Raw genomic sequence first — 25,638 nt, 5'->3', positions numbered from 1 at the left:
TTTCGACGGGGGTGTTACACGCATTCGGAACGAATTTCTCGAATGCGTCCGACGTCGCCGGGAGCTCACGCTTCGAGAATTGCCGTCACGCCCTGGCCACCTGCGGCGCAGATCGAGATGAGGCCGCGCGCGGGCTTGCCGGTCTCCTGCTTCTTCTCGTGCAGCAACTTTGCGAAAGCAGCGACGATGCGGCCGCCGGTCGCGGCGAACGGGTGACCCGCGGCGAGCGAGGATCCGTTGACGTTGAGCTTGCTGCGGTCGATCGATCCGAGCGGAGCGTCGAGGCCGAGGCGCTGCGTGCAGTACTCCTCCGACTCGAACGCCTGCAGTGTGGCGAGCACCACCGACGCGAACGCCTCGTGGATCTCGTAGAAATCGAAGTCCTGCAGAGTGAGGCCGTTGCGCTGCAGCAGACGCGGAATGGCGTAGGTGGGGGCCATGAGCAGCCCGTCGCCGCCGTGGACGTAGTCGACGGCGGCAGTCTCGGAGTCGACGAGGTACGCGAGAACCGGCAGGTTCCGCTCTGCGGCCCATTCCTCAGTGGACAGCAGTGCCGCGGAGGCGCCGTCGGTGAGCGGGGTGGAGTTCCCCGCCGTCATCGTGGCGTCGCCGAGCTTGGTGCCGAACACCGGCTTCAACGTCGACAGCTTCTCGACCGACGAATCGGGGCGCAAGTTGTCGTCGCGGGTCAGCCCGAGGAACGGGGTTACGAGGTCGTCGAAGAATCCGCGATCGTACGCGGCGGCCATGTTGTGGTGGCTCGCGGCGGCGAGTTCGTCCTGGTCTTCGCGGCGGATCCCGAATTCCTTCGCGGTGATCGCGGCGTGGTCGCCCATCGACAGACCGGTGCGCGGCTCGCCGTTGCGCGGGATCTCGATGCCGAGCATGGACGGACGCACGTTGCCGAGCAGCTTGACGCGATCGGCCGTCGTGCGGGCGCGGTTGAGCGAGAGCAGGAACTCGCGCAGCGGGTTGCTCACCGCGATCGGGGCATCGGAGGTGGTGTCGACGCCGCCGCCGATGCCGGCCTCGATTCGGCCCGCGGCGATCGCGTCGCCCACCGAGATGATCGACTGCAGGCCCGTGCCGCACGCCTGCTGCAGGTCCCACGCGGGGGTGTAGGGGCTCAGGGCACTGCCGAGGACGCTCTCGCGGACGAGATTGAAGTCGCGGCTGTGCTTGAGCACCGCTCCCCCGACGACGGCACCGAGGCGCTCGCCCTGCAGGTTGAAGCGGCTGACGAGACCGTCGAGGGTTGCAGTGAACATGTCCTGGTTGGACGCGCGTGCGTACTTGCGGTCCGAACGCGCGAACGGGATCCGGTTGCCACCGAGGACGGCGACGCGACGCTGCTGCGTGGAACGAGCGATATGACGCAGCTGCGTGGATCGGGCATTGGTGGTCACTGGTATCTCCCGCATTCAGATGGACTCGAACTGTGGCTACTATTCTTACTCAGGAGTAAGTTAGTTGTCGACTACAGCATCGACGACCGAATTCGAAGAAGGTGGAAACGTGGCTGACGCCAAGGGCGCCCCCAAGCTCTATTCCCAGCTCATCTCGTCCGCACCCGGCTCTTTCCTCGCGAAGCAGTTCGGTCTCCCACAGCCCGAGAAGCTTCGCCGCTACCAGCCCGGTGAGCCCGCACTCCCCGGCCCCGTCCTCCTCGGCGGCAACGGTCGCCTCGTGGAACCGATCCGCACACTGTTGCGCGACTACACGTTCGCCGACCCGGCCGACACCGAATTCGGCGCTCTCGTGTTCGACGCTACCGGTATCAGCGACGCCGCGGGCCTCGAACAGCTCTTCACGTTCTTCCAGCCGGTCATCCGCAGTCTCGCCCCCAGCGGGCGCGTCGTCGTCCTCGGCACCACACCCGAGGAAGCGGCGTCCGTCGACGAGCAGATCGCGCAGCGCGCACTCGAAGGCTTCACGCGCAGCCTCGGCAAGGAGCTGCGTCGCGGCGCCACCGTCGCGCTGGTCTACGTCTCGCCGAAGGCCTCGACCGGTCTGTCCGGCGTCGAGTCGACGCTGCGATTCCTGCTGTCCGCCAAGTCGGCGTTCGTCGACGGCCAGGTCGTCCGTGTCGGCGACGGCGACGCCACCGCCCCCGACTCGTGGGACAAGCCGCTCGCAGGCAAGGTCGCGGTGGTCACCGGTGCCGCTCGCGGCATCGGCGCGACGATCGCCGAGGTCCTCGCCCGCGACGGCGCGACCGTCATCGCAGCAGACGTCCCGGCTGCCGGTGAAGCGCTGTCTCAGACCGCCAACCGGGTGGGTGGCACGTCCTTCCCTGTCGACGTCACCGCTGCCGACGCCGGCGACAAGCTCGCCGCACATCTGCTCGAGCGCCACGGCGGTGCCGACATCATCGTCCACAACGCCGGCATCACCCGCGACAAGCTGCTCGCCAACATGGACGGCGGCAAGTGGAACTCCGTGATGGCGGTGAACCTCATTGCCCCGCAGAAGATCACCGAGGTCCTCGTCGAGAAGGGCGCCCTGAAGGAGGGTGGCCGCGTGATCGACGTGTCGTCGATCGCAGGCATCGCGGGCAACCGCGGGCAGACGAACTACGGCGCATCCAAGGCCGGCGTCATCGGCCTCGTGCAGGCCACCGCGCCCGTGCTCGCGAAGAAGAACATCACCATCAACGCCGTCGCTCCTGGCTTCATCGAGACCGCGATGACCGCCGCGATCCCGCTCGCGACCCGCGAGGGTGGGCGTCTGATGAGCTCGCTGAGTCAGGGCGGCGAGACCGTCGACGTCGCGGAGACCGTGGCGTGGTTCGCGAACCCCGCGTCGAGCGCCGTCACCGGGCAGGTCGTGCGTGTCTGCGGCCAGTCCATGCTGGGGGCTTGATGAGCGAGATCGAACTGTCGGAGAGCCCGTCGATCCTCGACGTCTACGGTCGCGCCGTGCTGTCGGCGCTGCCGGTGGTGGGGGCATCCGGCGATTCGCTGCCCGACGACACGCTGGTGCTCCGCGGGCTGCGGGTCGATCCCGACAACCTCGCCGAGTACGCAAAGGTGTGCGGTCTGCGTTTCGGCGACACGTTGCCGCTGACGTACCCGTTCATCCTCACGTTCCCGCTCGTGATGAAACTGATGGTGTCCAAGGGATTTCCGTTCGCGGCGATCGGTTCGGTGCATGCCGAGAACGTGATCGAGCAAGTGCGGCCGATCTCCGTCACCGAGCCCCTCGACCTGCGTGTGCACGCCGAGAACATGCGTGAGCACCGCAAGGGCCTGCTCGTCGATCTCGTCACCGTCGTGAATGTGGGACGCGAGACGGTATGGCGTCAGACCTCGACGTTCCTGCATCAGCAGCGCACGTCGCTGTCCGATGAGCCGAAGCCGGAACCGAAGGCCGAGGAGATTCCGGAGGTGCCCACCGCCACGCTGCGCGTCGATCAGAAGACGATCGACAAGTACGCGGCGGTATCGGGCGATCGCAATCCGATCCACGTGTCGTCGCTGGGCGCCAAGGCATTCGGGTTCCCGAAGTCCATCGCACACGGTATGTGGACAGCCGCGGCCACCCTGTCGGCGGTGGAAGGACGGATCCCCGAGAAGGTCACCTATTCGGTGCGGTTCGGCAAGCCGGTGCTGTTGCCGTCGTCGCTGAGCCTCTACGCGCAGCGTGACGGCGACCAGGACGGAAAGGCCTCCGGCTGGGATCTCGCGGTGCGGCACCCGAAGAAGCAGTACCCGCACCTCACCGCGACCCTGCGCTGAGTCCCGGTGTGCCGGGGCGCGATGGGGGCGTCCCGGCACACACTCCGAGGAAGAAGTCCGATCAGCCCTGCTGGTCGGGCTTCTTCCTGCCCGCGAGACCACGCCACGCGAGGTTCTCGAGCAGATCGGCGGCCTTCGCGACGTCGATCTCGCCGCCTGCGATACGGTCGGCGACCGCTTCGCCCGCCCCGACGAGCGCAACGGCCATGATCTGGAAGTCGGTACCGGGTTCCGGGTCGCGCGTGCTGGATTCGAGGAGATGGGCGGTCAGTTCGATCAATTGGTCGCGGCTGTTCTGCACCTGCCCGGCGAACGCCTGTTGCCCGAATGCCTGGCGGTAGAGCACCATCCACGAGTTGCGGTGGGCGTCGACGAAACCGAGGAACGACTCCAGAGCCACGCGCAACTGTTCGCGCGGCGACAGCGACAGGTCGCCGGCGGGCTTGAGGGCTTCGACGAACGCCTGCCCCTCGCGGCTGATGCACGCGGCGAACAGCTCGTCCTTCGATCCGTAGTACAGGTAGAGCATCGGCTTCGAGATCGATGCGCGCGCTGCGATCGCATCCATCGATGTGTCGTGAAACCCGTTTTCGGAGAACACATCCACTGCGGCATCGAGCATCTGTTGCTCCCGCACCGCACGGGGCAGTCGCTTGGTACCGCCGGCCATGACTCCTCCAACACCTACGTGACGAACAAGTTCTTACTCTACGGTAGGGAACCGGAGTCCACCGCGGGATCGACGCGTTCTCAGCAGTCGAGCGCACCCTTGGCACGCGCGACGGTGCGCACGGACTCATCGACCTGCGCTGCGGGCAGCTCGCCCGAGGCCACCGATTGCTCGAGGTGATCGAGGACCGCCGGAACCTGATCGGTGGTCAGCCACAACGCCTGGTCGACACCCGCGACCAACGCGGCCTCGACTGCCTCGGTGATCGGGTAGGAATCGGTGATCGCCTGCATCCCCGACAGGTCGTCGGTGAAGATCATTCCGTCGAACGGATGGCCGCCGTAGCCGGTGCCCGTGCGCAGCAGATCCACGGCGGCGGGGCTGATACTCGCGGGCAGACCGTCGGTCAGGCCGGGAACGTCCAGGTGCCCGAGCATCACCCCGACGTCGGGCGAGACGAGTTCTCGGTAGGGCACGAGATCCTTCGCGACGAGCTCGTCGAGCGGCGGGGTGGTCACAGCACCGGTGTGCGAATCACCCGACGCGGAGCCGTGGCCGGGGAAGTGCTTCAGCACCGGCATCACACCGGCATCCTGCAGACCACGCGCGTACGCCCCGGCATAGTCGGTGACGACTGCCGGGTCGTCGGAGTAGGAGCGGTCGCCGATCACGGAGTTGTCCGGCTGGCTGCTCACGTCGACGTCGGGTGCGTAGTCGACGGTGATGCCGAGCTCACGCAACTCATGGCCCCGTTCGAGAGCCATCTGGTAGGTCTCGTCGACGGTCATGCTCTGCGCCGTGGCACGGGCCGACGGGTCGGGGCCGAGGAGTTCACCCACCCGCGACACGCGGCCGCCCTCTTCGTCGATCGTCACCATCAGCGGCAACGGGCTCTGCGCCGCGACCCCGGGGATCTGACGTTGCGCGAGCATCGCCGGGTCGGTCCAGCTGCCGACGAAGATGCCGCCGATCTGTTCCGCCTGGATCATCGCGAGCGCGTCGTCGGCACCGGTGACACCGACGTTGAGCAGCTGCGCGAGCTTCTGACGCAGCGACAGCGACGCGAGCAGTTCGTCGCCGCACACCGTAGGCCGAGACGCGGCCGTCGCCGAGGTGTCGTTCGACGACTGTGCCGACGTCGACGACTGACCTGCCGCCGATTCCAAGGTCGCGGACGACTCCGACGCCGGGGCGTCGGCGGTGTCGCCGGCACCGCAGGCCGTGACCGCGAGTGCCGAGGTGAGGACGACGGCGAGGCTGTGTCGGATCCGCATGATCCTCGACGGTAGCCGACTCGGGTAAGAGGCCTCCCCACCACCCGCTGAGCGAGGTATCGTGCACGCAACCACCGCCGATACGAGAGCTTTCACGTACACGACCTGGAGGAGTGCACGTTGGCCGCAGACCTGATCCTCATCGCTTACGACGGATCCGAGAATTCCAAGCGCGCCGTGCAATACGCGGGTCGCTTCCTCGAATCGTGCCGTGCCATCGTCGTCACCGCGTGGGAGCCGATGGTCCGCCAGGCCGCACGGATGTCCGGGCTTTCGGGCGTCATGCAACCCGAGTGGGTACCGGACGAAGAGAACGAGGACGTAGCGCTCTCCGACGCGAAGGTGACCAACCGTGAGGGCCTCGAACTGGCCAACTCTCTCGGCCTGCATGCCGAGGGCCGCACCGTCGAGGTCGTCAACGCGGTGTGGGCGGCGATCATCGAGGCCGCCGACGAACTGGACGTCGACATCATCGTCACCGGCACCCGCGGCACCACGGGGCTACGTTCGCTGCTGCAGTCCTCGGTCGCCGACCACGTGCTCCGCCACAGCCACCGACCTGTCCTGATCGTGCCGCCCGGACGCTGACGAACACCGCCAGGATCCCCGCACTACAGAGGACCCCGCACTACAAGAGACACGGTGTGCGGACGATATCGTCGTCACACCATGGACGGATTCCTGCTCTCGCGCGCCGATCGCTCTGTTCACGCCATCGGAACGCGGCGCCTGTTCTCCGATGTCGCCACGGCGTCCACGGCTCTGCGCCGCGGCAAGGCCGATCTGATTGCCGGAGCTCTGCCGTTCAACCCGGATCGGGCAGTCGCGCTGACCGAACCCGAGACCGTCGACATCACCGACGGACCGTGGGACGCCCCCGCCGACCTTCCCGATCTGCCTGCGGTGCGGATGACCGCGCAGATCCCCCTCCCCCGCATTCACGTCGCGCGGGTGCGTTCGCTCATCGAGCGGCTCGAGCTCGGCGAGTTCGACAAGGTGGTCGCCGCCCGGCGCGTGGCGCTCGAGGCCGACGAACCGATCGACCCGTTGTCACTGGCCGCACGCATGATCGAACGCCACCCTGACGCGACGACCTATGCACTCGACCTCAGTGCCTCGGAAGATCGGTATTGGGGTCACACCCTGGTCGGCGCGAGTCCGGAACTGCTGGTCAGCGTGCGCGGCGAGAGGGTGACTTGCCGTCCGCTCGCCGGCACCGCCGCCCGCCACACCGATCCTCATGCCGACCGCAAGGCCGGTGAAGATCTGCTGAAGTCGACGAAGAACCGGACCGAGCACGCATTCGTCATCGACTGGATCCGAGCGCGGCTGACCCCGCTCTGCAGCGACCTCGACATTCCCGCCGGACCCGAGCTGACGTCGACGCCGGACGTGTGGCACCTGGCAACCCCGATCACCGGGACACTGCGCGATCCGGGCACCGACGCACTCACCGTGGCCGCTGTCCTCCACCCGACACCCGCCGTCGCCGGAACGCCCACCGAGGCGGCTCTCGCGACGATCCGCGCGACGGAAGGCGACCGCCGCTTCTACGGCGGTGCGGTCGGCTGGTGCGACTCGAACGGCGACGGCGACTGGCTCGTCGCGATCCGCTGCGCCGAGATAAGCTCCGACGGGCTGCGGGCCGTCGCGTGGGCCGGCGGCGGCATCGTCGCGGAGTCCGATCCGGACGACGAACTCGCCGAGACCACCGCGAAACTGCGCACATTGCTCGGCACCATCGGACTCTGAGTGGTTCGGACGGTGCGCTGGCACCGCCTCCGCTTTCCGGAGTGATACCTTGACGCGGAACCAAACGACGTCAGTCGATCGATGATGGGGAGTTGGGTATGGGGAAGTTCCTGGGGCCAGGCTTGATCAGCGCGGTGGCCGGCGTCGTGGTCGGCGCTGTCGCCGTATTCGGAGTCACGGCTGCGGTATCCGAGAACTCTCGTCCCGAGATCGATCGCAGCGGCAATGCTGATTCGTCCCTCCTGAACCAGGTTGAGTACGGCAGCCGCTGACGGCGCCGGCAACGCTTCGAGTTCACGTACGCACGGCGCTGCGGAACCTTCCGACACCGAGTCTTCACCGAACGCGGAACCACTGTCGCGGCGGTGGCTGTATGTTGTCGCCGCCGTCGGGCTCGTTCTGTCGTTCGCTCAGGTCCCCGGCCTGATCGTTGCTGACACCAAGTACGACCTGACGCAGAACCCGATCGGTTTCCTGGCGCGCGCCGCTCACCAGTGGAGCAGCCTGGCGCCGCTCGGGCAGGTGCAGAACCAGGCGTACGGGTACTTCTTCCCACACGGTTCGTTCTTCGCTCTCGGGCAGGCCCTGCATATTCCCCCGTGGATCACGCAGCGTCTGTGGTGGGCGCTGCTGCTCGTCGCGGGTTTCTGGGGTCTTGTCCGGCTCGCGGAAGCACTCGGTGTCGGCAGCCGTGGTTCGCGGGTGATCGCGGCGACCGTGTTCGTCCTGTCGCCGCGAGTCCTGACGACCCTCGGATCCATCTCGTCGGAAGCGCACCCGCTGATGCTCGCGCCGTGGGTGCTGCTGCCGCTGGTGCGATATCTGAACGGGCGGGATGCGGTGTCGCACCGTGTCCTCGCCGCGCAGTCGGCCGTCGCCGTCGCCCTGATGGGCGCGATCAATGCCGTGGCCACCGCTGCGGCATGCCTCGTCGCGGGCCTGTGGTGGATCGCGCACCGACCGAACCGACGCTGGTGGCGTTTCACCGTGTGGTGGCTGCCGTTGTGCGTGGTCGCCGTGACGTGGTGGATGGTGCCGCTGCTGCTGCTCGGCAGGGTGAGTCCCCCGTTCCTCGACTTCATCGAGTCGTCCGGGGTGACGACCGAATGGACGTCGCTGGCCGAGGTGCTGCGCGGCACCAGCAGCTGGACACCGTTCGTGTCGCCGGAACGCATCGCCGGCGCAGTGCTCGTCACCCAACCCGCCGCGGTGCTCGTCACCGGTCTGCTCGCCGCCGCAGGGCTCGCGGGCCTGGCGATGCGGACGATGCCGGCGCGCGGCCGGTGGACGCTGATCCTGTTCGTCGGGGTCGCGGGTCTCGGCGCCGGATACGTCGGTGAGCTGAGTTCCCCGCTGGCCGACCAGGTGCGCCTGTTCCTCGATTCCGCGGGCGCACCGCTGCGCAACGTACACAAACTCGAGCCGCTCGTGCGGCTCCCCCTCGCTCTCGGACTGGCGCATCTGCTGCGGTGGGTGCCGCTGCCCGGTTCGGTGCCGTGGCGCCGCGCCCGCACCGCGTTCGCGCATCCCGAACGCAACCCGATGGTCGCCTTCTCCACGCTGGTCCTCGTCGCCGCGACCCTCGCGACGTCGCTCGCGTGGACGGGGAAACTCGCACCTCGCGGCGCATACGACGAGGTGCCCGAGTACTGGAGAGAGACCGCGCAGTGGCTCGACGAGCACACCGACGAGCGCGGCGAACGCGCCCTGATCCTGCCCGGAGCGCCGTTCGGCAGCCAGATCTGGGGACTGACCCGCGACGAGCCGATCCAGGCTCTCGCGTCCACGCCGTGGGCCTCACGCGACGCGGTGCCGTTGGTACCGCCGGGCGCGATCCGGGCCCTCGACTCCGTGCAGCGGCTCATCGCCGACGGCCGTCCGTCGCCCGGGCTCGCGGCGACACTGCGCAGCATGGGAATCGGCTATCTGGTGGTGCGCAACGATCTCGATCCCGAAACCTCCCCGGCGGCACGTCCGGCATTGGTGCACCGGGCCGTCGAGGGATCACCGGGCATCGAGCGGGTCGCCGAGTTCGGCTCGGAGATCGAACGCGTCCAACCCGACGATGTCGTCGCCGACGCCGATCTGCGCCCGGTCTATCGGGCGGTCGAGATCTACCGGGTCGACGAACCTGCGGACGCGCCTGTCGGGCCGTATTCGGTGGACGCCGCGTCGGTCCCCATGGTGCAGGGCGGACCCGAGTCGCTGCTGAGCCTGAACACCACCGATCCCACGCATGTGGGTCCGAGGCTGTTCGCGGCGGACAGTGCACGCGCGGGACGGGAACCGGACACACTGACCGTGACCGACACCCCCACCGATCGGGAAACCGACTACGGTCAGGTCGATCACCATTCGTCGACGATCCGCGCCGAAGGCGACGACCGACGCACCCACAATCTGGTGCCCGACTATCCCGTGCCCGACACCGAACTCGTGCAGGCCGAATGGGAAGGCGCACGGATCAGTGTGTCGAGCGCCGCGTCGGATGCCACGCAGCTCGGCGGGACATCGGTCGGCAGCAGCCCGGCCGCCGCGGTCGACGGCGACCCCACCACCGGTTGGCACAGCAACGGCCTCGAATCCGCGATCGGGCAATGGCTGCAACTCGACCTCGACACCCCGATCGACGCGGGCATCCTGCACCTGACGACGAGTTCGGGTGCACTGGGTGCGCCGGTGAAGTGGCTCGAGGTGACCACCGACCGGGGAAGTACCGCCGTGCGCGTCGAGAAGCCGGGCACCCCGCAGACCGTCGCGTTGCCGCTGGGCACGACGACGTGGATCCGGATCACCGCGACGTATGCCGAGGGAGGCAGCCGCGGCAACCAGTTCGGGTTGTCCGAGGTCGCGCTCGAGGACCACACAGACCGCACCGACCCCCAGTTCCTCGACATCCGGCGACGCATTGTCGTGCCCGGCCCCGCTGACGGTGCCTCGGTGCGCGGCTGGGATCTTCGGCAGGAGTTTCCGGGTCGCGGTAGTTGCGTCGACACCCCCGACCGAGTGCGGTGCGCGTTCGGGTTGGCAACCGCGCCGGAGGAACCGAACGTGTTCACCCGCACCCTGAACGTTCCGACCGAGTCGTGGGTGACCCCGCAGTTGTGGGTGCGGGCCCGCCCCGGACCGGCGCTGGACGAGGCGATCGACCGATCCGATCGGGTCGTCGCCCGCGGCGCCGCCGACGTGGTGGACCTGCAGGGCTCGGCGTTCGCCGCCACCGACGGAGATCCACGCACGTCGTGGACCGCGGAGGAGAATTCACTCGAACCCGGCGCGCCACATCCCACGCTGACGCTCGAACTGCCGTCACCGCAGGTGGTGACGGGTCTCGATCTCGCGACGTCGCTGGGAGCGCTCCCCGCCACACCCACCCGAGTGGCGGTGAACCTCGGAAACGGCCCGCAGGTCCGGGAACTCGACGAGGACTCCACGGCGACATTCGGTGCCGATGGCACGGCGATCGAGCTGACCCCGCACCTCACCGACCGGGTGCAGCTCACCCTCGTCGATCACGACGACATGATCGATCGCACGATCCTCGGGTTCTCGAAGGAGACACCGCCGGGTCTCGCCGAGATCACCGTCCTCGGTGAGGACGGACCGATAGGCGCGCAGGATTCGATCTACGACCGCGTCGTCACCGTCGGGTGCGAGGCCGGGCCCGTGATCACGATCGAGGGCCGCAGCTACCGCACCTCGGTCACCGGGTCGGTCCGCGACCTCGCGGAAGGCGCGGAGGTGCCGGCGACCCTGTGCGACACCGACGCGGTCGGGATGTCGGCGGGCCGGATCGATGTGGACGTCGAGCCGGGCACCGCGTTCGTGGCGTCGAGCCTGCAGTTGCCGCTCGTAGGTGCGGAACCGCCACGCACCGATCCCGTGGAACTCGAGATGGGCTCGTGGACCGAGAACCTGCGTGAACTGCAGGTACCCGCGTCCGACTCCGATCAGCTGATCGTGGTGCCGGAGAGCACGAATGTCGGATGGGTCGCCTCCACGCCGGACGGCACCGAGCTGACGCCGGTCGTGGTGGACGGATGGCAGCAGGGCTGGATCGTGCCCGCGGGTGCGGAAGGCACCGTCACCCTCGAATTCGCGACCGATCGGTGGTATCGCCTGGGGATCTTCGGGGGCCTCCTTCTCCTTCTTCCTTTGTTCGCCCTCGCGTTCCGGCCCCTCCTGCCTCGCCGCCGACCTGTGCCGGATCCCGGTCCCGCACCACGGACATGGCATTCGACCACTGTTGCTCTTCTCGGGGTCGCGGCCACCTCCGGCATCGTCGCCGGCGGTGTGGGGGTCACAGTGACTGTTCTCGGCGCGACGGGTGTGCTCGCCGTGGCCGCGCGGTGGGGTACGACGACCGCGTCGCGGATCCTCGTCGGTGTCGCCGGCGGATCGACGATGCTCGCAATGGCCTTGTTGTCGACGGGACCGTGGCGCTCACCCGACGGCTACGTCGGACACTCGTACCTGATTCAGTTCGCGGCGCTGGTCGGGCTGGTCGCGGTCGGTGTCGCGGCGTCCCGTACCGCGGAGGTGCCCGAGTTCTGGCGGCGGCGTTCCCAGCGGCGGAACGCCCGCCGAGCAGGTTCTTCGACGAACGCGTAGCTCACGGATGCCACCGCGACACTCAGCACGATCGTCACGGCCAGCACGAACCAGAAGCGTCCTTGGAACGCGGGAATGCCGAACACCGGCAGGACGACGGCGAGCACGGCGAGATGCCAGATGAAGATGCCGTAGGACCAGCGGCCGATCGTCAGCGCGAGCGGACTCGCCAGGATGCGGTGTTCGGCGCGCGGCGCGAGCACGAGCGGAGCCAACAACACGAAACTGACGACGGCACCCAGCACGATCTTGCCGTTGTACTCCCACGGTTCGAGAGTGGTGAGGGTCTTCGGCCCTGCGAGCGGCGTCGTCGCGAGACCGAATGCGACGAGCGCCGCGATCGCCATGATGTGCCGCTTCGCGGCAAGGCGGTGCATCCACGTCGGAGGGTGCACGGCGAGTTCGGCGAGGATCATGCCCGCGGCGAACCACGGCATGTAACCGGGCAGCCAGTTGTCGTGGTTGATGTGGTCCTGAGTCGGCACGGGCACCCAGACCCACGCCAGCGACAGCACGGCCGCACCCAGCAGGACCGGAATCCGGAAGCGGGCCGTGTCACCGCGCAGGCGGCTCACCGACCAGGCGAGCAGAGGCAGCACGAGATAGAAGGCCACCTCCACCGACAGACTCCACATCTGGGTGAGTCCCTCGGTGAGGGTCAGCGGAACGAACACCTGCACCAGCGCGAGGTTCGCCCACCACACCGTCGGACCGCCACCCGCGCCGGGCAGCAGCCAGAGGATGAGGATCACGGCCACCCAGTAGGCAGGCAGGATCCGGGCGGCGCGCGAGAGGAAGTACCGACGCGTCGACGGCCGATCGGCCTCGTCGCGCGCGGCGGCCGCATGCGGGCGCCACAACAAGAAACCCGAGAGCGCGAAGAACAGGGCCACCGCGAGATCGAATCGGCCCCACACCCTGCCGATCCAGGGGTCGTGCACCGCTCCGGTCTGGAATGCGACGTGGGTGATCAGCACACCTACGGCGGCAATTCCTCGCATTCCTTCCAGCGCGGGAAGGAAGCCTGCCGCGGAGCGGGACGGAATGTTGGGAGCGGTCATCGGCGACCAGTCTGCCGTGTAGTGCCCGAAACGAGAAGTGTGGGCCGCGCGGCGTGCGGGCGCGCGTTATCGAACCCCGGACTGTTAGTGTCTGGGCTCACGTGGTGTTCGCGGGTCGGATGCCAGGCGATCCGTGCAGCCCTGCTGCCGGTGGGGGTACTCGATGAAACCGTTGAGTGAGGAGATACAGCATGGCTGAGCGTTCCAGCTCGGGCCGGATACTGGCAATGATTCTGGTGGGCCTGGGAGCATTCCTTCTGGCCATCGCAATTCTGATCCCGACGTACACCGTGGGGAAGCTCAAGAAGACGCCGCTCGACCTCGAGGTGACCACGGTCGCCGAGGGCACCGGCGACATTCTGAATTCGCGCGCCCTGCTCGCCGGTAACGCTCAGGTCGACACCGACGTCCCGATCGTCGCCCAGCGCTTCGTCACGGTCGAGGATCCGGCAGACGGCGAGATCATGACGCTCCAGGCCGGTCAGACGGTGCGCCGACTCGACATGCAGGGAGACACCGGACTCGTGTCCGCGACCGTCGACCGCCTCACGATCGACCGGGTGTCGTCGATGCCTGTGTCGCAGGAGGAGTTCCCGGATCGGGTCAGCACGATCCAGACGTCCGCAGATTCGCCGGGCGAGGAGATCGACAACCGCGAGGGCCTGCAGTACAAGTTCCCGTTCGACGTCAAGCAGGAGTCGTACCCGTACTACGACATCAATGCGCGTGAGACCTACCCCATCGACTTCGTCGGTGAGGAAGAGATCAACGGCATGCCCGTCTACCACTTCAAGCACGAGATCGGCCCGGTCGACATGTCGGAGGCCGACCCCAGTGCCCCGACGTACAAGCTGGAGCTCCCCGCTTCGACGTGGGGTGTCGGTGAAGGCGACGAGCCCGTCGAGATGACCCGCTGGTACAACAACGTCCGCGACCTGTGGGTCGACCCGATCACCGGTGTCGTCGTCAAGGGTCAGGAACAGCAGGACCAGTACTACGCGCGTGAGGCGAACACCCCCGAGGTCACCGTCCTCGACGTGACACTGCCGTTCGACGAGCCGACGATCGAGTACCAGCTCGAGCAGGCCCGCGACGGCCAGGACCAGCTGTCGCTCTTCGGCAGGACCCTGCCGATCATCGCCGGAATCCTCGGCGTCATCCTGCTGATCATCGGCTTCGTCCTCGGTCTCCGCGGTGGCGGAAACGGCGGTCGCCGTGCCGCCGCGGCGGGCAGCCCGGCTCCCGCCGGTCCGGCCTCGGCCGCAGCAGCGGGTGCCGGTGGTGCGCATGCCGCCGACACGCAGCGCGACTTCACGGACGACCGCACCGAGGTCATCCCGCGCACCGATCTTCCACAGGAGCCGGAGCAGCGGGACTGGACGACCGACCCGACACAGGAAATTCCCCGCACAGACCTGAACAAGCCCCCCACTCAGGACTGATCAAGGCCGAACGAACGCCGCCTCACGCCTCCCGGCGCGGGGCGGCGTTCGTGTGTTCGAGCCGAGTTGTCTTCGTCGCCGCGGAAGCCCCGCGGACCGCGAGTACCGAGACCACCGCGGCCGTGAGGGCTGCGACGCCGACTGCCACCGCGATGAACTGCTTCATCGTCGACGCGACCGTCGACATCAGGACGGCCTCGACTGCGAGACCCACCCACGCGACACCGGCCAGCGAGGTGCGATCCCCGGCGATCGCAGACAGCAATGCGCCCTGCAGCACCGCGAGGCACGCGCCCTGCAGCGCGAACAACCACAGCAGGGACTGGACGGGCTCGTAGGCGTCGCCGACGAGCAGCGGCACGACGGGCGCGCAGATCGCCGCAGCCGCGACAAGGGCCGTGCCGAGACCGACGAGGACCGCGAGGGCCGAACGCACCGCAGACGCCGACTCTGCCGGGTTCGCCATCCGCGGGTACAACACCACCCCCACGGCCTGTGGCAACCAGAACGCCACCTTCGTCGCGACCGCGCCGAGCGCGTAGAGGCCGGCGGAGTCTGCATCGAGCAGCATGCGCGCGAGCATCAGATCGAGCGACGTCAACGCGATCAGCGCGAGCTGGACCTGCGACGCGCGCATCACCGCCGCGGCTCCCGGTATGCGGGGCGCAGCCTCCGCGTCCCCGGGATGTTCGGGCTCGCCGGGGTGTTCGGGCTCGCTGCGACCGACGAACAGCGCGGCAGCCACCGCCACCACTCCGGTTCCCGCCGCGCCGGCCAGCAGCGCAGCACCCGGGCCGCCACCGGCGGCGAGCACCGCGACGGCAGGGACGACCTTCGCGATCCCGGCAGCGGCGAGGACGACACTCAGCGCCGCGAACCGGGCCCGTCCCTGCAGCAGTCCTTGTTCGGTCGCGAGAAGCACCAACAGAGGCGCCGTCACCAGCGCCCCGAACGCACCCGCGATGCTCGTGTCCAGTGCCCACGACACCACCGGCACGAGAGCCACAGCGGCGATGACGGCGATCAATGCGCATCGGTGACCGAGCCGACGCAGCACCGCGGTGCCGGCACCGTGCACAGCTTCACGCGCGATCACGGTCTGCAATGCCAGCGCCGGTACCGCAAGAACCAACTGGGCCGCGAGCAGGCTCGCGAACTCCCCGTACCCGGCCGGGCCGAGCCACCGCCCCGCGGGCAGATGCAGCAGGTAGGACGCAATGTTGGCGGTCATCGCACCGAGGGTCACCATCGTCATCCCGGCCACCGCAGTTCCGGTCCCGGAGCGACGCGTCGTGTTCTCTGGCGGCATCCGCCCATCCTCGCACCCGTGCGCACCGTAGTCTGCGGCCATGTCCACGCAGGGGTTGCACCGTCATCGCGCGACGCCACGCGCGCCGGCACTGGCACCGACGTTCGTTCCAGCGGTGTGGTCGCTTGTCCTGACCGTCGTCGTGCTCGGTCCGATGTTCACCTCACCCGGCTATCTGCTGCTGCGCGACGCAGTGAGCACCCCCCGTTCGTATCTCACCGATTCGGCGCTGGGGCTGTCCGACGCCGCGGCCCGGGCGGTCCCTCAGGATGCGCTGCTTGCGTGGGTGACGACGGTCGTCGACGGCGGTGTCGCGGTGACCGTCCTTCTCACCGCGTCACTGTGGGCGGCGGGATTCGGTGCAGCGCGGCTCGTTTCGGTTCTACTGCCCGGCTCCGGCGTGCCTGCGCAGGTGACGGCCGTGACCGTCGCGATCTGGAACCCGTACGTGGGCGAGCGGTTGCTGCAGGGGCACTGGAGTCTCCTCGCGGGCTACGCCGCGCTGCCGTGGGCGATCTGCGCGGCGGTCGCGGTGCGTCGACGCGCAGGTGGCGGATGGTGGGCGCTCGCGTTCTGGCTCGGGGTCGCGGGACTGACCCCGACCGGGGTACTTCTCGCCGGGGTGACCGCGGTCGTGGTCCTCGCGATGCCCGGGGGCCGCGTGTCGCGGGTGGGGCGGCTCGTGGGTGCCGCCGCCCTGACCGTGGCGGTGTCGGCACCGTGGCTCGTCGCAACCGCTCTGTCCGGTGGCGGCACCGAGGCCGACCCGGCAGGTGTGAGTGCGTTCGCGGCCCGCGCCGAGCCGCTCCTGGGCACGATCGGGTCGGTCGCCGGTCTCGGCGGCATCTGGAATGCCGATGCAGTTCCGGGCTCACGCACGACGCCGTGGGCGCTCATCGGGACCGTCCTGCTGCTCTTGGTCGTCGCGTGCGGACTGCCCGCGTTGTGGCGCCGACGTCGCAACCCGGTGATCGTCGCGCTCGCGGTCGTCGCGGTCGTCGCGGTACTCGGCACGACTCTCGGCGCCACCGCACCGGGTCTGCGATTCGGGGAATGGGCGATGGTGAACGTCCCCGGGGCGGGGCTGCTGCGCGACACCCAGAAGTGGGTGGCACTGCTGATGCCGCTCTACGTGCTGGCCGCTGCCGCCGGAGTCGGGGCGTTGCGGCAGCATTTCACTCCCGACCGCGCCCGCAGCGACATCGCGTGGGCGGCGCTGTCGGTCGTCGCCGTGGTGGGTGCGCTCCCCGACCTGGCATGGGGTGTCGGCGGACAGGTACGACCTGTCCGATACCCGGAAGGATGGCAACAGGTCGCGAGCATCGTCACCGCGGGCGAGGGTGACGCCGCAGTGCTGCCCACTGGAATGTTCCGCCGGTTCGACTACTCCGGCCCGGTGGCGGTCCTCGACCCGGCGCCCCGTATGCTGCGCGCCGACGTGTTGCAGACCGGAACCCTCATCGTCGAAGGCGGCGCGGTGGAGGGGGAGGGCGCACGTGCCGTCGACGTCGAGCGTCTCCTGCTCGATGGGTCGGATCCGTCCGAGCTGACGGCGCGGGGTGTCGGATGGGTCGTGGTCGAGCACGGCACCCCCGGCGATCACGGCCGGTCGGAGGAGACCCTCGACATGCTCACCCAGGTCTACAGCGACGACGATCTGGCTCTCTATCAGGTCGACGGCGCGTGGGCGCGGGAGACGACCGGTCGGAACGTGGCGATCCTTGCGCACCTGCTGCTGATGCTGGTGGTGGCCGCCGGGGCCACCGGCATGCTCGCAACCCGTCTACATACCCGAGTATCGGAGCTGCTCCGTGCCCTCGCCGGTCGTCTCCGGCGCGATTCGAGGAAACAGGCCTGACGCCCACCGTCCCGACGCGACGTCGGCCAGTACCTCGAGCACACCGGATCCGGTGGCCTCCCAAGAGAATTCACCCGCCCTGATCCGGGCCTTGTCGCCGAGCTCGGTGCGGCGCTCGGCGTCACCGAGCAGTTCTGCGACCGCGTCGGTGAGGTCGCCGGCGGAATCGACGAGGACACCCGTCACGCCGTCGACGATCGAATCCGTGAGGCCCTTCGAACTGCGGTATCCGACCGTCGGGACGCCGTGCTGTGCGGCCTCGATCACCGCGAGCCCCCATCCTTCCTTGCGGGACGGCATCACATGCAGCCAGGACCGTGCCAGCACCTCGTGCTTGCGGTCCTCGGAGACGTGGCCGTGGAAGGTTACGGCGGCCTCGATGCCCAGCTCGGCGGCGACGTCGCGCAGGTTCTGTTCCCACCAGCCACCTCCGACGACGTCGAGGTGCAGGGCGGGGATGCGCGTGCGAAGCGCAGCGACCGCAGTGAGTGCGTCCTCGATCTGCTTGTGCGGCACGAGCCGCGACAGCACGCACACGCTCGGGTGCGGGGTACGGGTGTGTTCGCTACCGGGGATGACGTCTGCAGGGATGGCGTCGGCACCGTTGCGGACCACCGCGATGCGGTCGTGGTCGACGCCGAGCATCCGCAGTTCGTCGGACGACGGCAGAGATACCGTCAGGTACTGGTTGCGGCGGTGCACACGCGGCGACAACGTGGATTCGATCCACCAGCCCAGCTTCGCCATCGCACGTCCCGCGACGGGCCACTGCTCGCGGTGGCAGTGGTGCACGAGCACGGTGACGGGTGCGCCGGCGACGAATCGGGAGAAGAACGGGATGCCGTTCTGGGTGTCGATGACGGCGTCGGGGCGGATGCCCTTCAGCGGGCCGAATCCGAGGCGTCCGGCGGCGATGGCCGCGAGGGCGCGCGGGTACACCCCGAGGCGGCCGCCACCGCGGCTGACGGCGATACCGTCGATGGTGTCGCGCTTGCTCGCGCCCGGGTACGACGCGGTCCGCAGGGTGACCTTGATGCCGCGGGCAGCGAGTTGCGCCCCGACCTGCTCGAGGTAGCGCTCACTGCCACCTCCCTGCGGGTGCCCGCTGTCACGCCAGCAGAGCAAGAGAACCTCCCGCACGCGGATACCCCCCGGTGATTGCGCACGCCCGTATGGACGCGGTGGATGTCACGGACACACTAGCGGGTGCGCTCGCGATGGAGGTGCACGACGGCCTTCGGAGTCGGCGAGGGCCGCGGTGTGCACAGCCGTGCGGGCACTACTGTGGTTCGACGTGCCATCGAAGACCACGTCCGCTCCGCGTGTGACCCGGCTGTTCGAACGCCGCGCTACCCTGCGGCGCTCCATCGGCCTGCTCGGCAGTTTCCGTTTCGAGCAGACCGCACCCGACAAATTCTACGGTGGTCTCGCCCACGACACCGTCGATCTCGTCGGCGACCTCTACACAGGCCTGACCGGCAACAGTCTCGCGGGGACCACCGTCGTCGACGTCGGGGGTGGACCCGGCTACTTCGCCGACGCATTCGCCGAAGTGGGGTCGCGCTACGTGCCGATCGAGCCCGATCCGTCCGAGATGCACGCGGCCGGACTGCAGGTGGGTGGCGCGATCCGCGGGTCGGGCCTCGCGCTGCCGCTGCGCACCGGGTCGGTGGACGTGTGCTTCTCGTCGAATGTCGCCGAACATGTTTCGCAGCCGTGGGTGATGGCCGACGAGATGCTGCGGGTGACGCGACCCGGCGGGCTGATGGTGCTCTCGTACACGCTGTGGTGGGGTCCGTTCGGTGGACACGAGACCGGTCCGTGGCACGCGTTCGGCGGCGAGTACGCAGCGCGTCGCTATGCCCGGAAACACGGGAAGGAACCGAAGAACCGATACGGTGTGTCGCTGTTCGAGGTGGGGTGCACCGACGGCCTCGACTGGGCCCGGTCGACGCCGGACGGCGAGTTGCTCGCCGCGTTCCCCCGCTACCACCCGCAGTGGGCGTGGTCGCTCGTTCGGGTGCCGGGGGTGCGCGAGTTCCTGGTGAGCAACCTGGTGCTCGTGCTGCGGCGCCGCTGATCGCCTAACCTCGCGGGCATGACCGCATTGGCTCTCGACGTGGGTGGCACGAAGTTCGCCGCGGCATTCGTCGCGGACGACGGGACACCCGTCGAACCGAAGACCGTGCCCGTACCCGGGGCCGGCGTGTGGGACACGTGCGCCGCGTTGCTACGCGAGGTCGCGGGTGCCGAACCGATCACTGCGGTAGGGATCGCGGCGGCAGGGCCCGTGGACACGCGGAGCGGCACCGTCTCCTCCATCAACATCCCCGAGTGGTCGTCAGGATTTCCCTTGGTGGAGGCTGTGCGCAGCCTCTTTCCCGGCGCGCACGTCGCGTTGGCGATGGACGGTGCGGCCGCAACATTGGCCGAGCAGCGATTCGGCGCCGGTCGCGGAGCGAACGATCTCCTCGGGGTGGTACTCGGTACCGGGATCGGCGGTGGCATCGTGCTCGACGGTCGCCTCGTGGCCGGCCGCACCGGGAACGCCGGTCACATCGGCCACATCGTCTCGGCCTACGGATTCGAGAAGTGCACGTGCGGCGGCGCAGGCTGCATCGAGACGGTGGCCAGCGGGACCGCCGCGGCGAAATGGGCCCGGGCACACGGCTGGGAGGGGGAGGACGGCGCTGCGCTCGCGGCAGCGGCGCAGGACGGCAGCGGTGTCGCGGCAGCGGCACTCGAGCGCGCAGGAACTGCGTTGGGCCAGGTCATCGCATCTGCGGCGGCGTTGACTGATGTCTCGCTCGTCGTCGTCGGCGGTGGTTTCGCGGAATCGGGAACACCGCTGTGGCGTCCGATGCTGGCGTCCGCCGCGCGGCAGGCCCGGCTGGAGTTCATCCGGGACCTGCGGATCGTGCCGGCGTCGTTGGGTGCGCTGGGAACACTCGTGGGCTCCGCTGCCCTCACGCATGGTCACGAGTAGGTAACCATTCGGCGGCACACGGGTTCCGAGGACCTACCCTGACTGGACCAGCGCTACCTCGACAAGCCCAACGGGCCCGGTGGGACGGATCGGTGGTATCCGATGAGGATTGCCGAAATTTTGCGGAACAAGGGTTCAGCGGTGCAGACGGTTCCCCCGGGAACCACGGTCTGTGAGCTGATCGGGGATTTCGCGCGCCACAACATCGGGGCGATGGTCGTCGTCGACGGCACCGTCGTCGTCGGCATCGTCACCGAGCGCGACATCGTCCGGCAGCTCCACGAGCGGGGCCCGTCGATACTCGTCGCCGCGGCCTCCGAGGTCATGACGGCCGATGTGGCGATGTGCCTGCCCACCGACAGCGTGGACAGCCTGGCCGAGACCATGACCGACCGTCGCATCCGGCACCTGCCCGTCGTCGTCGACGGGCAACTGCTGGGGATCGTCAGTATCGGCGACGTGGTCAAGAGCCGGATCGACGAGCTGCAGGCCGAACGCGACCAGCTCCGGTCGTACATCCACAACGGCTGACCCGGCTCGGTTCTCCTCCGCAGGCCCTACTCTGCCCTGGTCATCAGGTCTGCGTGGTCATTCGGTCGGCGAGTCGGCCTGACGGTCGAGCACGCTCACGCTCATCCCGAACGGCAGGAACCGCGCCGACCGGGCAGGGTCGGTGTTGCCCTTGAGACTGCGGAGCGCTTCGAGCTCCGATGGATACACCTGGTCGACGCGGGCGACGCCGCCGGCATCCGCCGTGTAGACGACCCACACGCCGTCACCCGCGTCGCCCGTGGTCTCGGGTCGCGGCTTCGGCTGGGACTGTTGCGGCGCTGCTACGGGTTGGTCGAGGAATGCGAAGATCCGGCCCTTGAGCTCGCGCAGTTCTTCTCCGGCCTCGCGGACGACCCGGTCGATGTCTTCGGGGTCGAATCCGAACGGATTGTTCTCTGCCATGTTTGCTCCTGACGGTCGGCACTCTCCAGTGTGGCGGGCCCGGCCGGTCTTCGCCACGACCCGACGCTCCCTTTCAAAAAGATGGAACGTGTTCTAGTGTTGGCGTGCCGATGTGATGCGGCACACGAAACCTGCAACATGCAAGGGAGGGGCCCTCGTGGCGATCGACCCGCACGACACAGCCCACCACGGCGAGGCCGCCCGTCCACGCGAGTCCCGCCGCGATCCAGACGTCGTACGCACCGGCCTGCAACGCTGGCTCACCGAGCGTGTCATCGACCCGGTCGTCGGCGACGTACACATCCCCGAATCCAACGGCATGTCCAGCGAGACCCTGCTGTTCGATGCCCGCTGGGACGGCACCGACCACCGGCTCGTCGCCCGCGTCGCCCCCGCCGACAGCGCGATACCGGTGTTCCCGCACTATGACCTCGACGCTCAAGCCCGCGTCATGCGCGCCGTCGCGGCCGCCACCACCATCCCCGTGCCACACGTGCACTGGACCGAATCCGATACCGCCGTGCTCGGCGCACCGTTCCTCGTGATGTCGCGCATCGACGGCGTCGTGCCGCCCGATGTGATGCCCTACAACTTCGGTTCGTGGGTCACCGAGGCCACCGACGACCAGCGCGCCACCCTGCAGGACCGCACTGTGGATGTCCTCGCGCAGATCCACACCGTCGACCCCACGACCGCGGGCCTTGCCTCACACCCCTGCGCCGGCGACGCGATCCGCGCGCATGTCGCGGCACAACGTGCCTACTACGAGTGGACCACCCGGACCGGGCCGCGTTCCCCACTGATCGAACGTGCTTTCACTTGGCTCGACACACACGTCCCCGACGACCCCCACCCGGCGGTGCTGTGCTGGGGCGACGCACGCATCGGCAACATCATGTTCGACGACTTCGAACCCGCCGGAGTACTCGACTGGGAACTCGCCGCGACAGGCGCCCGTGAAATGGACCTGGCATGGATGATCTTTCTGCACAGATTCTTCGAGGACATCGCCGGTCTCGCGGGACTCGAGGGACTACCTGGTTTCCTGCGGCGTGACGAGGTCGCCGACACCTACGCGCAGCGCACCGGGCACGTCCCGCAACACCTCGACTTCCACACCTGTTACGCCGCGGTGCAGCACGCGATCATCATGCTGCGCATCGCCACCCGGGCCGCGCACTTCGGTCAGTCCGTCGTCGGCTCGACCTCCGAACAGCCGGACGACCCCGACGCCATGATCATGCATCGCACGACCCTCGAATCGATGCTCGACGGAACCTATTGGGAGGCACTGACGTGAGAGCTTGGGAGGCACTGACGTGACAGCGGACCCGCGCGGCTCACTGTCGCCGCTCGACGACTACCCGGTACACCAGACCGCCGAACCGATCCGCCGGGTAGCAACCTCCGACCGCAACTTCTACGACCGCTACTACTTCAATTGCTATCCGTCCGACGAAGCCGACCTGTTCCTCGTCGTCGGTCTCGGCCAGTATCCGAATCTCGGTGTGTGCGACGGATTCGCAGTGCTACGCCGAGGAAACGACCACATCGTCGTCCGGGCTTCGAAGGCGCTCGGAACCGACCGCACCGACACCGCGGTGGGACCGCTGCGAGTGGAGGTGCTCGCAGGTCTGCAGCGACTGCGCGTGGTACTCGAAGCGGGGCATCCCGAAACCGCAGACCTGTCCTTCGATCTCACCTTCGACGGCGACGTACCCGCGACGGAGGAAGATCCACAGAAGCTACGGCAACTCGAACGTGTCGTGATGGACACGTCGCGGTTCGTGCAATCCGGCACGTGGTCGGGCACCCTCACCGTCGACGGGCACAGCCGCGAGGTCGATCCGGAGGTCTGGCGGGGCAACCGCGACAGATCGTGGGGTGTGCGGCCGGTCGGCGAGGCCGAACCACCCGGCCGCAAGGCCGCCGACGGCACACCCGGATTCTTCTGGATCTACTCGGTGATGCAGTTCGGCAGCGACACGATCGTCGTCATCGTGCAGGAGGACGACACCGGCCGCCGCCTGCTCGAGGAAGCTATCCGCATCCGGCCCGACACCGAACCCGAATGGCTGGGAAGACCCGAGCACGCCCTGCGGTTCGCGCCGGGTACCCGCACGGTCACGAGTGCGACACTCACCTTCCACCGCCCCGGCCGCGATCCGCTGGTCGTCGAATGTGAACTGCTGGTCGCGAACCTGCTGGCGATCGGCACGGGATACGGGCTCGAACCCGACTGGCGACACGGCATGTGGCAGGGCGACCTCGTCGTGCAGTCGTTGCGCCGCGACACCCGCGAGATCGACCCGGCGATGTTGATGTTCTGCCCCACCGACCATCTGGCCAGGTTCCACATCACCGGCGGCGACGGCAGCGCAGTCGTCGGCACCGGACTGTTCGAGGTCGCGGTGATCGGACCGCACCGACAGTACGGATTCACCGGGTTCGTCGACGCCGACGAGACCCGATCACCGTGACGAGTACGAGCACACCGCATCGAGAAGGATGAGGCAATGACGGATTACGACAAGCTGTTCATCGGCGGCACGTGGACGGCGCCGTCGACCGACGAGAGGCTCGACGTATTCTCCCCGGCCACGGAAGAACGGGTCGGTTCGGTACCCGTCGCCGGACCGAAGGACGTCGACGCAGCGGTAGCCGCAGCACGCACCGCGTTCGACGACGGACCGTGGCCGCGGATGACCCCGGCCGCGCGTGCAGAGGTGATCGGCAAGGCCGCGAAGATCATCGAAGAACGAGGCGCGGAGATCGCAGAGATCGTCTCGTCCGAGATGGGGCAGCCCGCCGCGTCTGTGCAGATGATGCAGATGACTCCGTCACTCGCGACACTGAATTTCTATGCAGGACTGGCCGATACGTTTCCCTGGGTCGACGAACGCAACGGCTCGTTCGGGCGGACGCGAGTGACCCGCGAACCCGTCGGTGTGGTCGGCGCGGTCATCGCGTGGAATGTGCCGCTGTTCCTGTGTGCCAACAAACTCGGTCCCGCACTGCTCGCCGGTTGCACCGTGGTCCTCAAGCCCGCACCCGAATCCCCACTGGCCGTCAACGTGATCGCCGAGATCTTCGCCGAGGCCGGCCTCCCCGAAGGTGTGCTGTCGGTGATGCCCGGTGGCGCGGAGACCGGCGAACACCTCGTCTCGCACCCGGACCTCGACAAGATCACCTTCACGGGCTCCACTGCAGTCGGCAAGCACATCGGCGAGATCGCCGCGCGCAACCTCAAGCGCTGCTCGCTCGAACTCGGCGGCAAGTCCGCCGCGATAATCCTCGAGGACGCCGATCTCGACTCCACCATCGCTATGCTCGTCATGTCCGGTCTGATGAACACCGGGCAGGCCTGCGTCGGCCAGACTCGGATCCTCGCACCGCGTTCCCGGTACGACGAGGTGGTCGAGAAGATCGTCGCCACCGCCGCTTTCTTCCCCGTCGGCCCACCGTCGGACGAAGCCGCCCAGCTCGGCCCCCTGATCTCCGCGAAGCAGCGCGACCGCGTCGAGGACTACATCAAGAAGGGCCTCGAAGAGGGTGCACGCCTCGTGCTGGGTGGTGGCCGCCCCGCCGGTCTCGACACGGGCTACTTCGTCGAACCCACGGTCTTCGCCGACGTCGACAACTCGATGACCATCGCCCGCGAAGAGATCTTCGGGCCGGTGCTGTCGGTGCTGCCGTACGACAGCGTCGACGACGCGATCAAGATCGCGAACGATTCCGACTACGGCCTCGCCGGGTCGGTGTACACCACCGATGTGGAGAAGGGCCTCGACGTCGCCTCGCGAGTCCGCACGGGCACCTACGGAATCAACTGGTACGCGTTCGATCCCGGATCACCGTTCGGCGGATACAAGAACTCCGGTATCGGCCGGGAGAACGGCCCCGAGGGGCTCGAAGCGTTCTGCGAGACGAAGTCGGTGCTGTACCCGCCCGGCTACCAGGGCTGATCTCCCAGCCCCCTGTTCG

20 protein-coding genes and 1 pseudogene are annotated in these 25,638 nt (G+C 68.3%); 14 read left to right on the top strand and 7 right to left on the bottom strand.

Features of this window, described 5'->3' with window-relative positions; all coding sequences use genetic code 11:
* Positions 1-65: 65 nt before the first annotated feature.
* Positions 66-1,421, bottom strand: coding sequence for an acetyl-CoA C-acetyltransferase (locus tag Q7514_RS05915; RefSeq protein ID WP_408016042.1), 1,356 nt, complete (start codon positions 1,419-1,421; stop codon positions 66-68).
* Between the two features lie 94 nt (positions 1,422-1,515).
* On the opposite strand from Q7514_RS05915, the gene Q7514_RS05910 reads away from it, so the two are divergent.
* Positions 1,516-2,862, top strand: a complete 1,347-nt coding sequence (locus Q7514_RS05910; protein WP_330132316.1) for a 3-oxoacyl-ACP reductase — start codon at positions 1,516-1,518, stop codon at positions 2,860-2,862.
* Entirely contained in the window at positions 2,862-3,737 is an 876-nt protein-coding gene (locus tag Q7514_RS05905; protein WP_330132315.1) for a MaoC/PaaZ C-terminal domain-containing protein, read from the top strand. Before Q7514_RS05910 ends, Q7514_RS05905 begins: the two co-directional genes overlap by 1 nt.
* Positions 3,738-3,798: 61 nt before the next feature.
* On the opposite strand, the gene Q7514_RS05900 is transcribed toward Q7514_RS05905, so the two are convergent.
* Together Q7514_RS05900 and Q7514_RS05895 are read right to left on the bottom strand one after the other, a co-directional pair.
* A complete protein-coding gene (locus Q7514_RS05900) occupies positions 3,799-4,407 on the bottom strand; it encodes a TetR/AcrR family transcriptional regulator (protein ID WP_330132314.1) in 609 nt (202 codons plus the stop codon).
* An 80-nt stretch (positions 4,408-4,487) separates the two neighbouring features.
* Positions 4,488-5,681, bottom strand: coding sequence for a glycoside hydrolase family 3 N-terminal domain-containing protein (locus Q7514_RS05895; protein WP_330132313.1), 1,194 nt, complete (start codon positions 5,679-5,681; stop codon positions 4,488-4,490).
* A gap of 120 nt (positions 5,682-5,801) precedes the next feature.
* Here Q7514_RS05895 and Q7514_RS05890 point away from each other — a divergent pair, with 120 nt between their 5' ends.
* The 4 genes from Q7514_RS05890 (at position 5,802) to Q7514_RS05875 (ending at position 12,044) form a co-directional block, all read left to right on the top strand.
* A complete protein-coding gene (locus Q7514_RS05890; protein WP_054718659.1) occupies positions 5,802-6,269 on the top strand; it encodes a universal stress protein in 468 nt (155 codons plus the stop codon).
* Between the two features lie 81 nt (positions 6,270-6,350).
* A complete protein-coding gene (locus tag Q7514_RS05885; protein WP_330132312.1) occupies positions 6,351-7,433 on the top strand; it encodes an isochorismate synthase in 1,083 nt (360 codons plus the stop codon).
* 98 nt (positions 7,434-7,531) lie between these two features.
* The gene (locus tag Q7514_RS05880; protein WP_169687267.1) at positions 7,532-7,705 is read left to right on the top strand and encodes a DUF2613 domain-containing protein; all 174 of its coding nucleotides are present in this window, start codon (positions 7,532-7,534) and stop codon (positions 7,703-7,705) included.
* The gene (locus tag Q7514_RS05875; RefSeq protein WP_330132311.1) at positions 7,686-12,044 is read left to right on the top strand and encodes an alpha-(1->3)-arabinofuranosyltransferase; all 4,359 of its coding nucleotides are present in this window, start codon (positions 7,686-7,688) and stop codon (positions 12,042-12,044) included. Before Q7514_RS05880 ends, Q7514_RS05875 begins: the two co-directional genes overlap by 20 nt.
* A gap of 71 nt (positions 12,045-12,115) precedes the next feature.
* Here the strand turns inward: Q7514_RS05875 and Q7514_RS05870 are convergent.
* A pseudogene (locus Q7514_RS05870) lies at positions 12,116-13,045 on the bottom strand (acyltransferase family protein); the annotation flags it as partial.
* A 251-nt stretch (positions 13,046-13,296) separates the two neighbouring features.
* Here Q7514_RS05870 and Q7514_RS05865 point away from each other — a divergent pair.
* A complete protein-coding gene (locus Q7514_RS05865; RefSeq protein ID WP_330132310.1) occupies positions 13,297-14,547 on the top strand; it encodes a DUF3068 domain-containing protein in 1,251 nt (416 codons plus the stop codon).
* A 22-nt stretch (positions 14,548-14,569) separates the two neighbouring features.
* On the opposite strand, the gene Q7514_RS05860 is transcribed toward Q7514_RS05865, so the two are convergent.
* The gene (locus tag Q7514_RS05860; RefSeq protein WP_330132309.1) at positions 14,570-15,856 is read right to left on the bottom strand and encodes a polysaccharide biosynthesis protein; all 1,287 of its coding nucleotides are present in this window, start codon (positions 15,854-15,856) and stop codon (positions 14,570-14,572) included.
* Between the two features lie 40 nt (positions 15,857-15,896).
* Here Q7514_RS05860 and Q7514_RS05855 point away from each other — a divergent pair, with 40 nt between their 5' ends.
* Positions 15,897-17,714 (top strand): hypothetical protein, encoded by a 1,818-nt coding sequence (locus Q7514_RS05855; protein ID WP_330132308.1) that lies wholly within the window; start codon positions 15,897-15,899, stop codon positions 17,712-17,714.
* Here Q7514_RS05855 and Q7514_RS05850 read toward each other — a convergent pair.
* Entirely contained in the window at positions 17,640-18,854 is a 1,215-nt protein-coding gene (locus Q7514_RS05850; protein ID WP_330132307.1) for a glycosyltransferase family 4 protein, read from the bottom strand. The genes Q7514_RS05855 and Q7514_RS05850 overlap by 75 nt on opposite strands.
* 184 nt (positions 18,855-19,038) lie before the next feature.
* Between Q7514_RS05850 and Q7514_RS05845 the strand changes: the two genes are divergently transcribed.
* The 3 genes from Q7514_RS05845 to Q7514_RS05835 all read left to right on the top strand — a co-directional run bounded on the left by Q7514_RS05845 (position 19,039) and on the right by Q7514_RS05835 (position 21,231).
* Complete coding sequence (locus Q7514_RS05845) at positions 19,039-19,794, top strand: class I SAM-dependent methyltransferase (RefSeq protein WP_330132649.1); 756 nt, start codon at positions 19,039-19,041, stop codon at positions 19,792-19,794.
* Between the two features lie 18 nt (positions 19,795-19,812).
* A complete protein-coding gene (locus tag Q7514_RS05840; RefSeq protein ID WP_330132306.1) occupies positions 19,813-20,700 on the top strand; it encodes an ROK family protein in 888 nt (295 codons plus the stop codon).
* A 102-nt stretch (positions 20,701-20,802) separates the two neighbouring features.
* Positions 20,803-21,231: a CBS domain-containing protein gene (locus Q7514_RS05835; protein ID WP_330132305.1), complete on the top strand. Its 429-nt coding sequence runs from the start codon at positions 20,803-20,805 to the stop codon at positions 21,229-21,231.
* A gap of 57 nt (positions 21,232-21,288) precedes the next feature.
* On the opposite strand, the gene Q7514_RS05830 is transcribed toward Q7514_RS05835, so the two are convergent.
* Positions 21,289-21,654 (bottom strand): hypothetical protein, encoded by a 366-nt coding sequence (locus tag Q7514_RS05830; protein ID WP_330132304.1) that lies wholly within the window; start codon positions 21,652-21,654, stop codon positions 21,289-21,291.
* A 115-nt stretch (positions 21,655-21,769) separates the two neighbouring features.
* On the opposite strand from Q7514_RS05830, the gene Q7514_RS05825 reads away from it, so the two are divergent.
* Genes Q7514_RS05825 through Q7514_RS05815 form a run of 3 tightly spaced genes read left to right on the top strand, consistent with a single transcriptional unit; the run spans position 21,770 to position 25,619 of the window.
* The gene (locus Q7514_RS05825) at positions 21,770-22,954 is read left to right on the top strand and encodes a phosphotransferase family protein (RefSeq protein WP_408016049.1); all 1,185 of its coding nucleotides are present in this window, start codon (positions 21,770-21,772) and stop codon (positions 22,952-22,954) included.
* Between the two features lie 19 nt (positions 22,955-22,973).
* Positions 22,974-24,134, top strand: a complete 1,161-nt coding sequence (locus tag Q7514_RS05820) for a hypothetical protein (protein WP_330132302.1) — start codon at positions 22,974-22,976, stop codon at positions 24,132-24,134.
* A 36-nt stretch (positions 24,135-24,170) separates the two neighbouring features.
* On the top strand, positions 24,171-25,619 hold the full coding sequence (locus tag Q7514_RS05815) for an aldehyde dehydrogenase (RefSeq protein ID WP_330132301.1): 1,449 nt from the start codon (positions 24,171-24,173) through the stop codon (positions 25,617-25,619).
* Positions 25,620-25,638 lie beyond the last annotated feature (19 nt).

This window comes from Rhodococcus artemisiae (genome assembly GCF_036327795.1).
Lineage (GTDB): Bacteria > Actinomycetota > Actinomycetes > Mycobacteriales > Mycobacteriaceae > Rhodococcus > Rhodococcus artemisiae.
The sequence above is the reverse complement of the archived record's forward strand: the minus strand, read 5'-3'. Positions and strand labels throughout refer to the sequence as shown.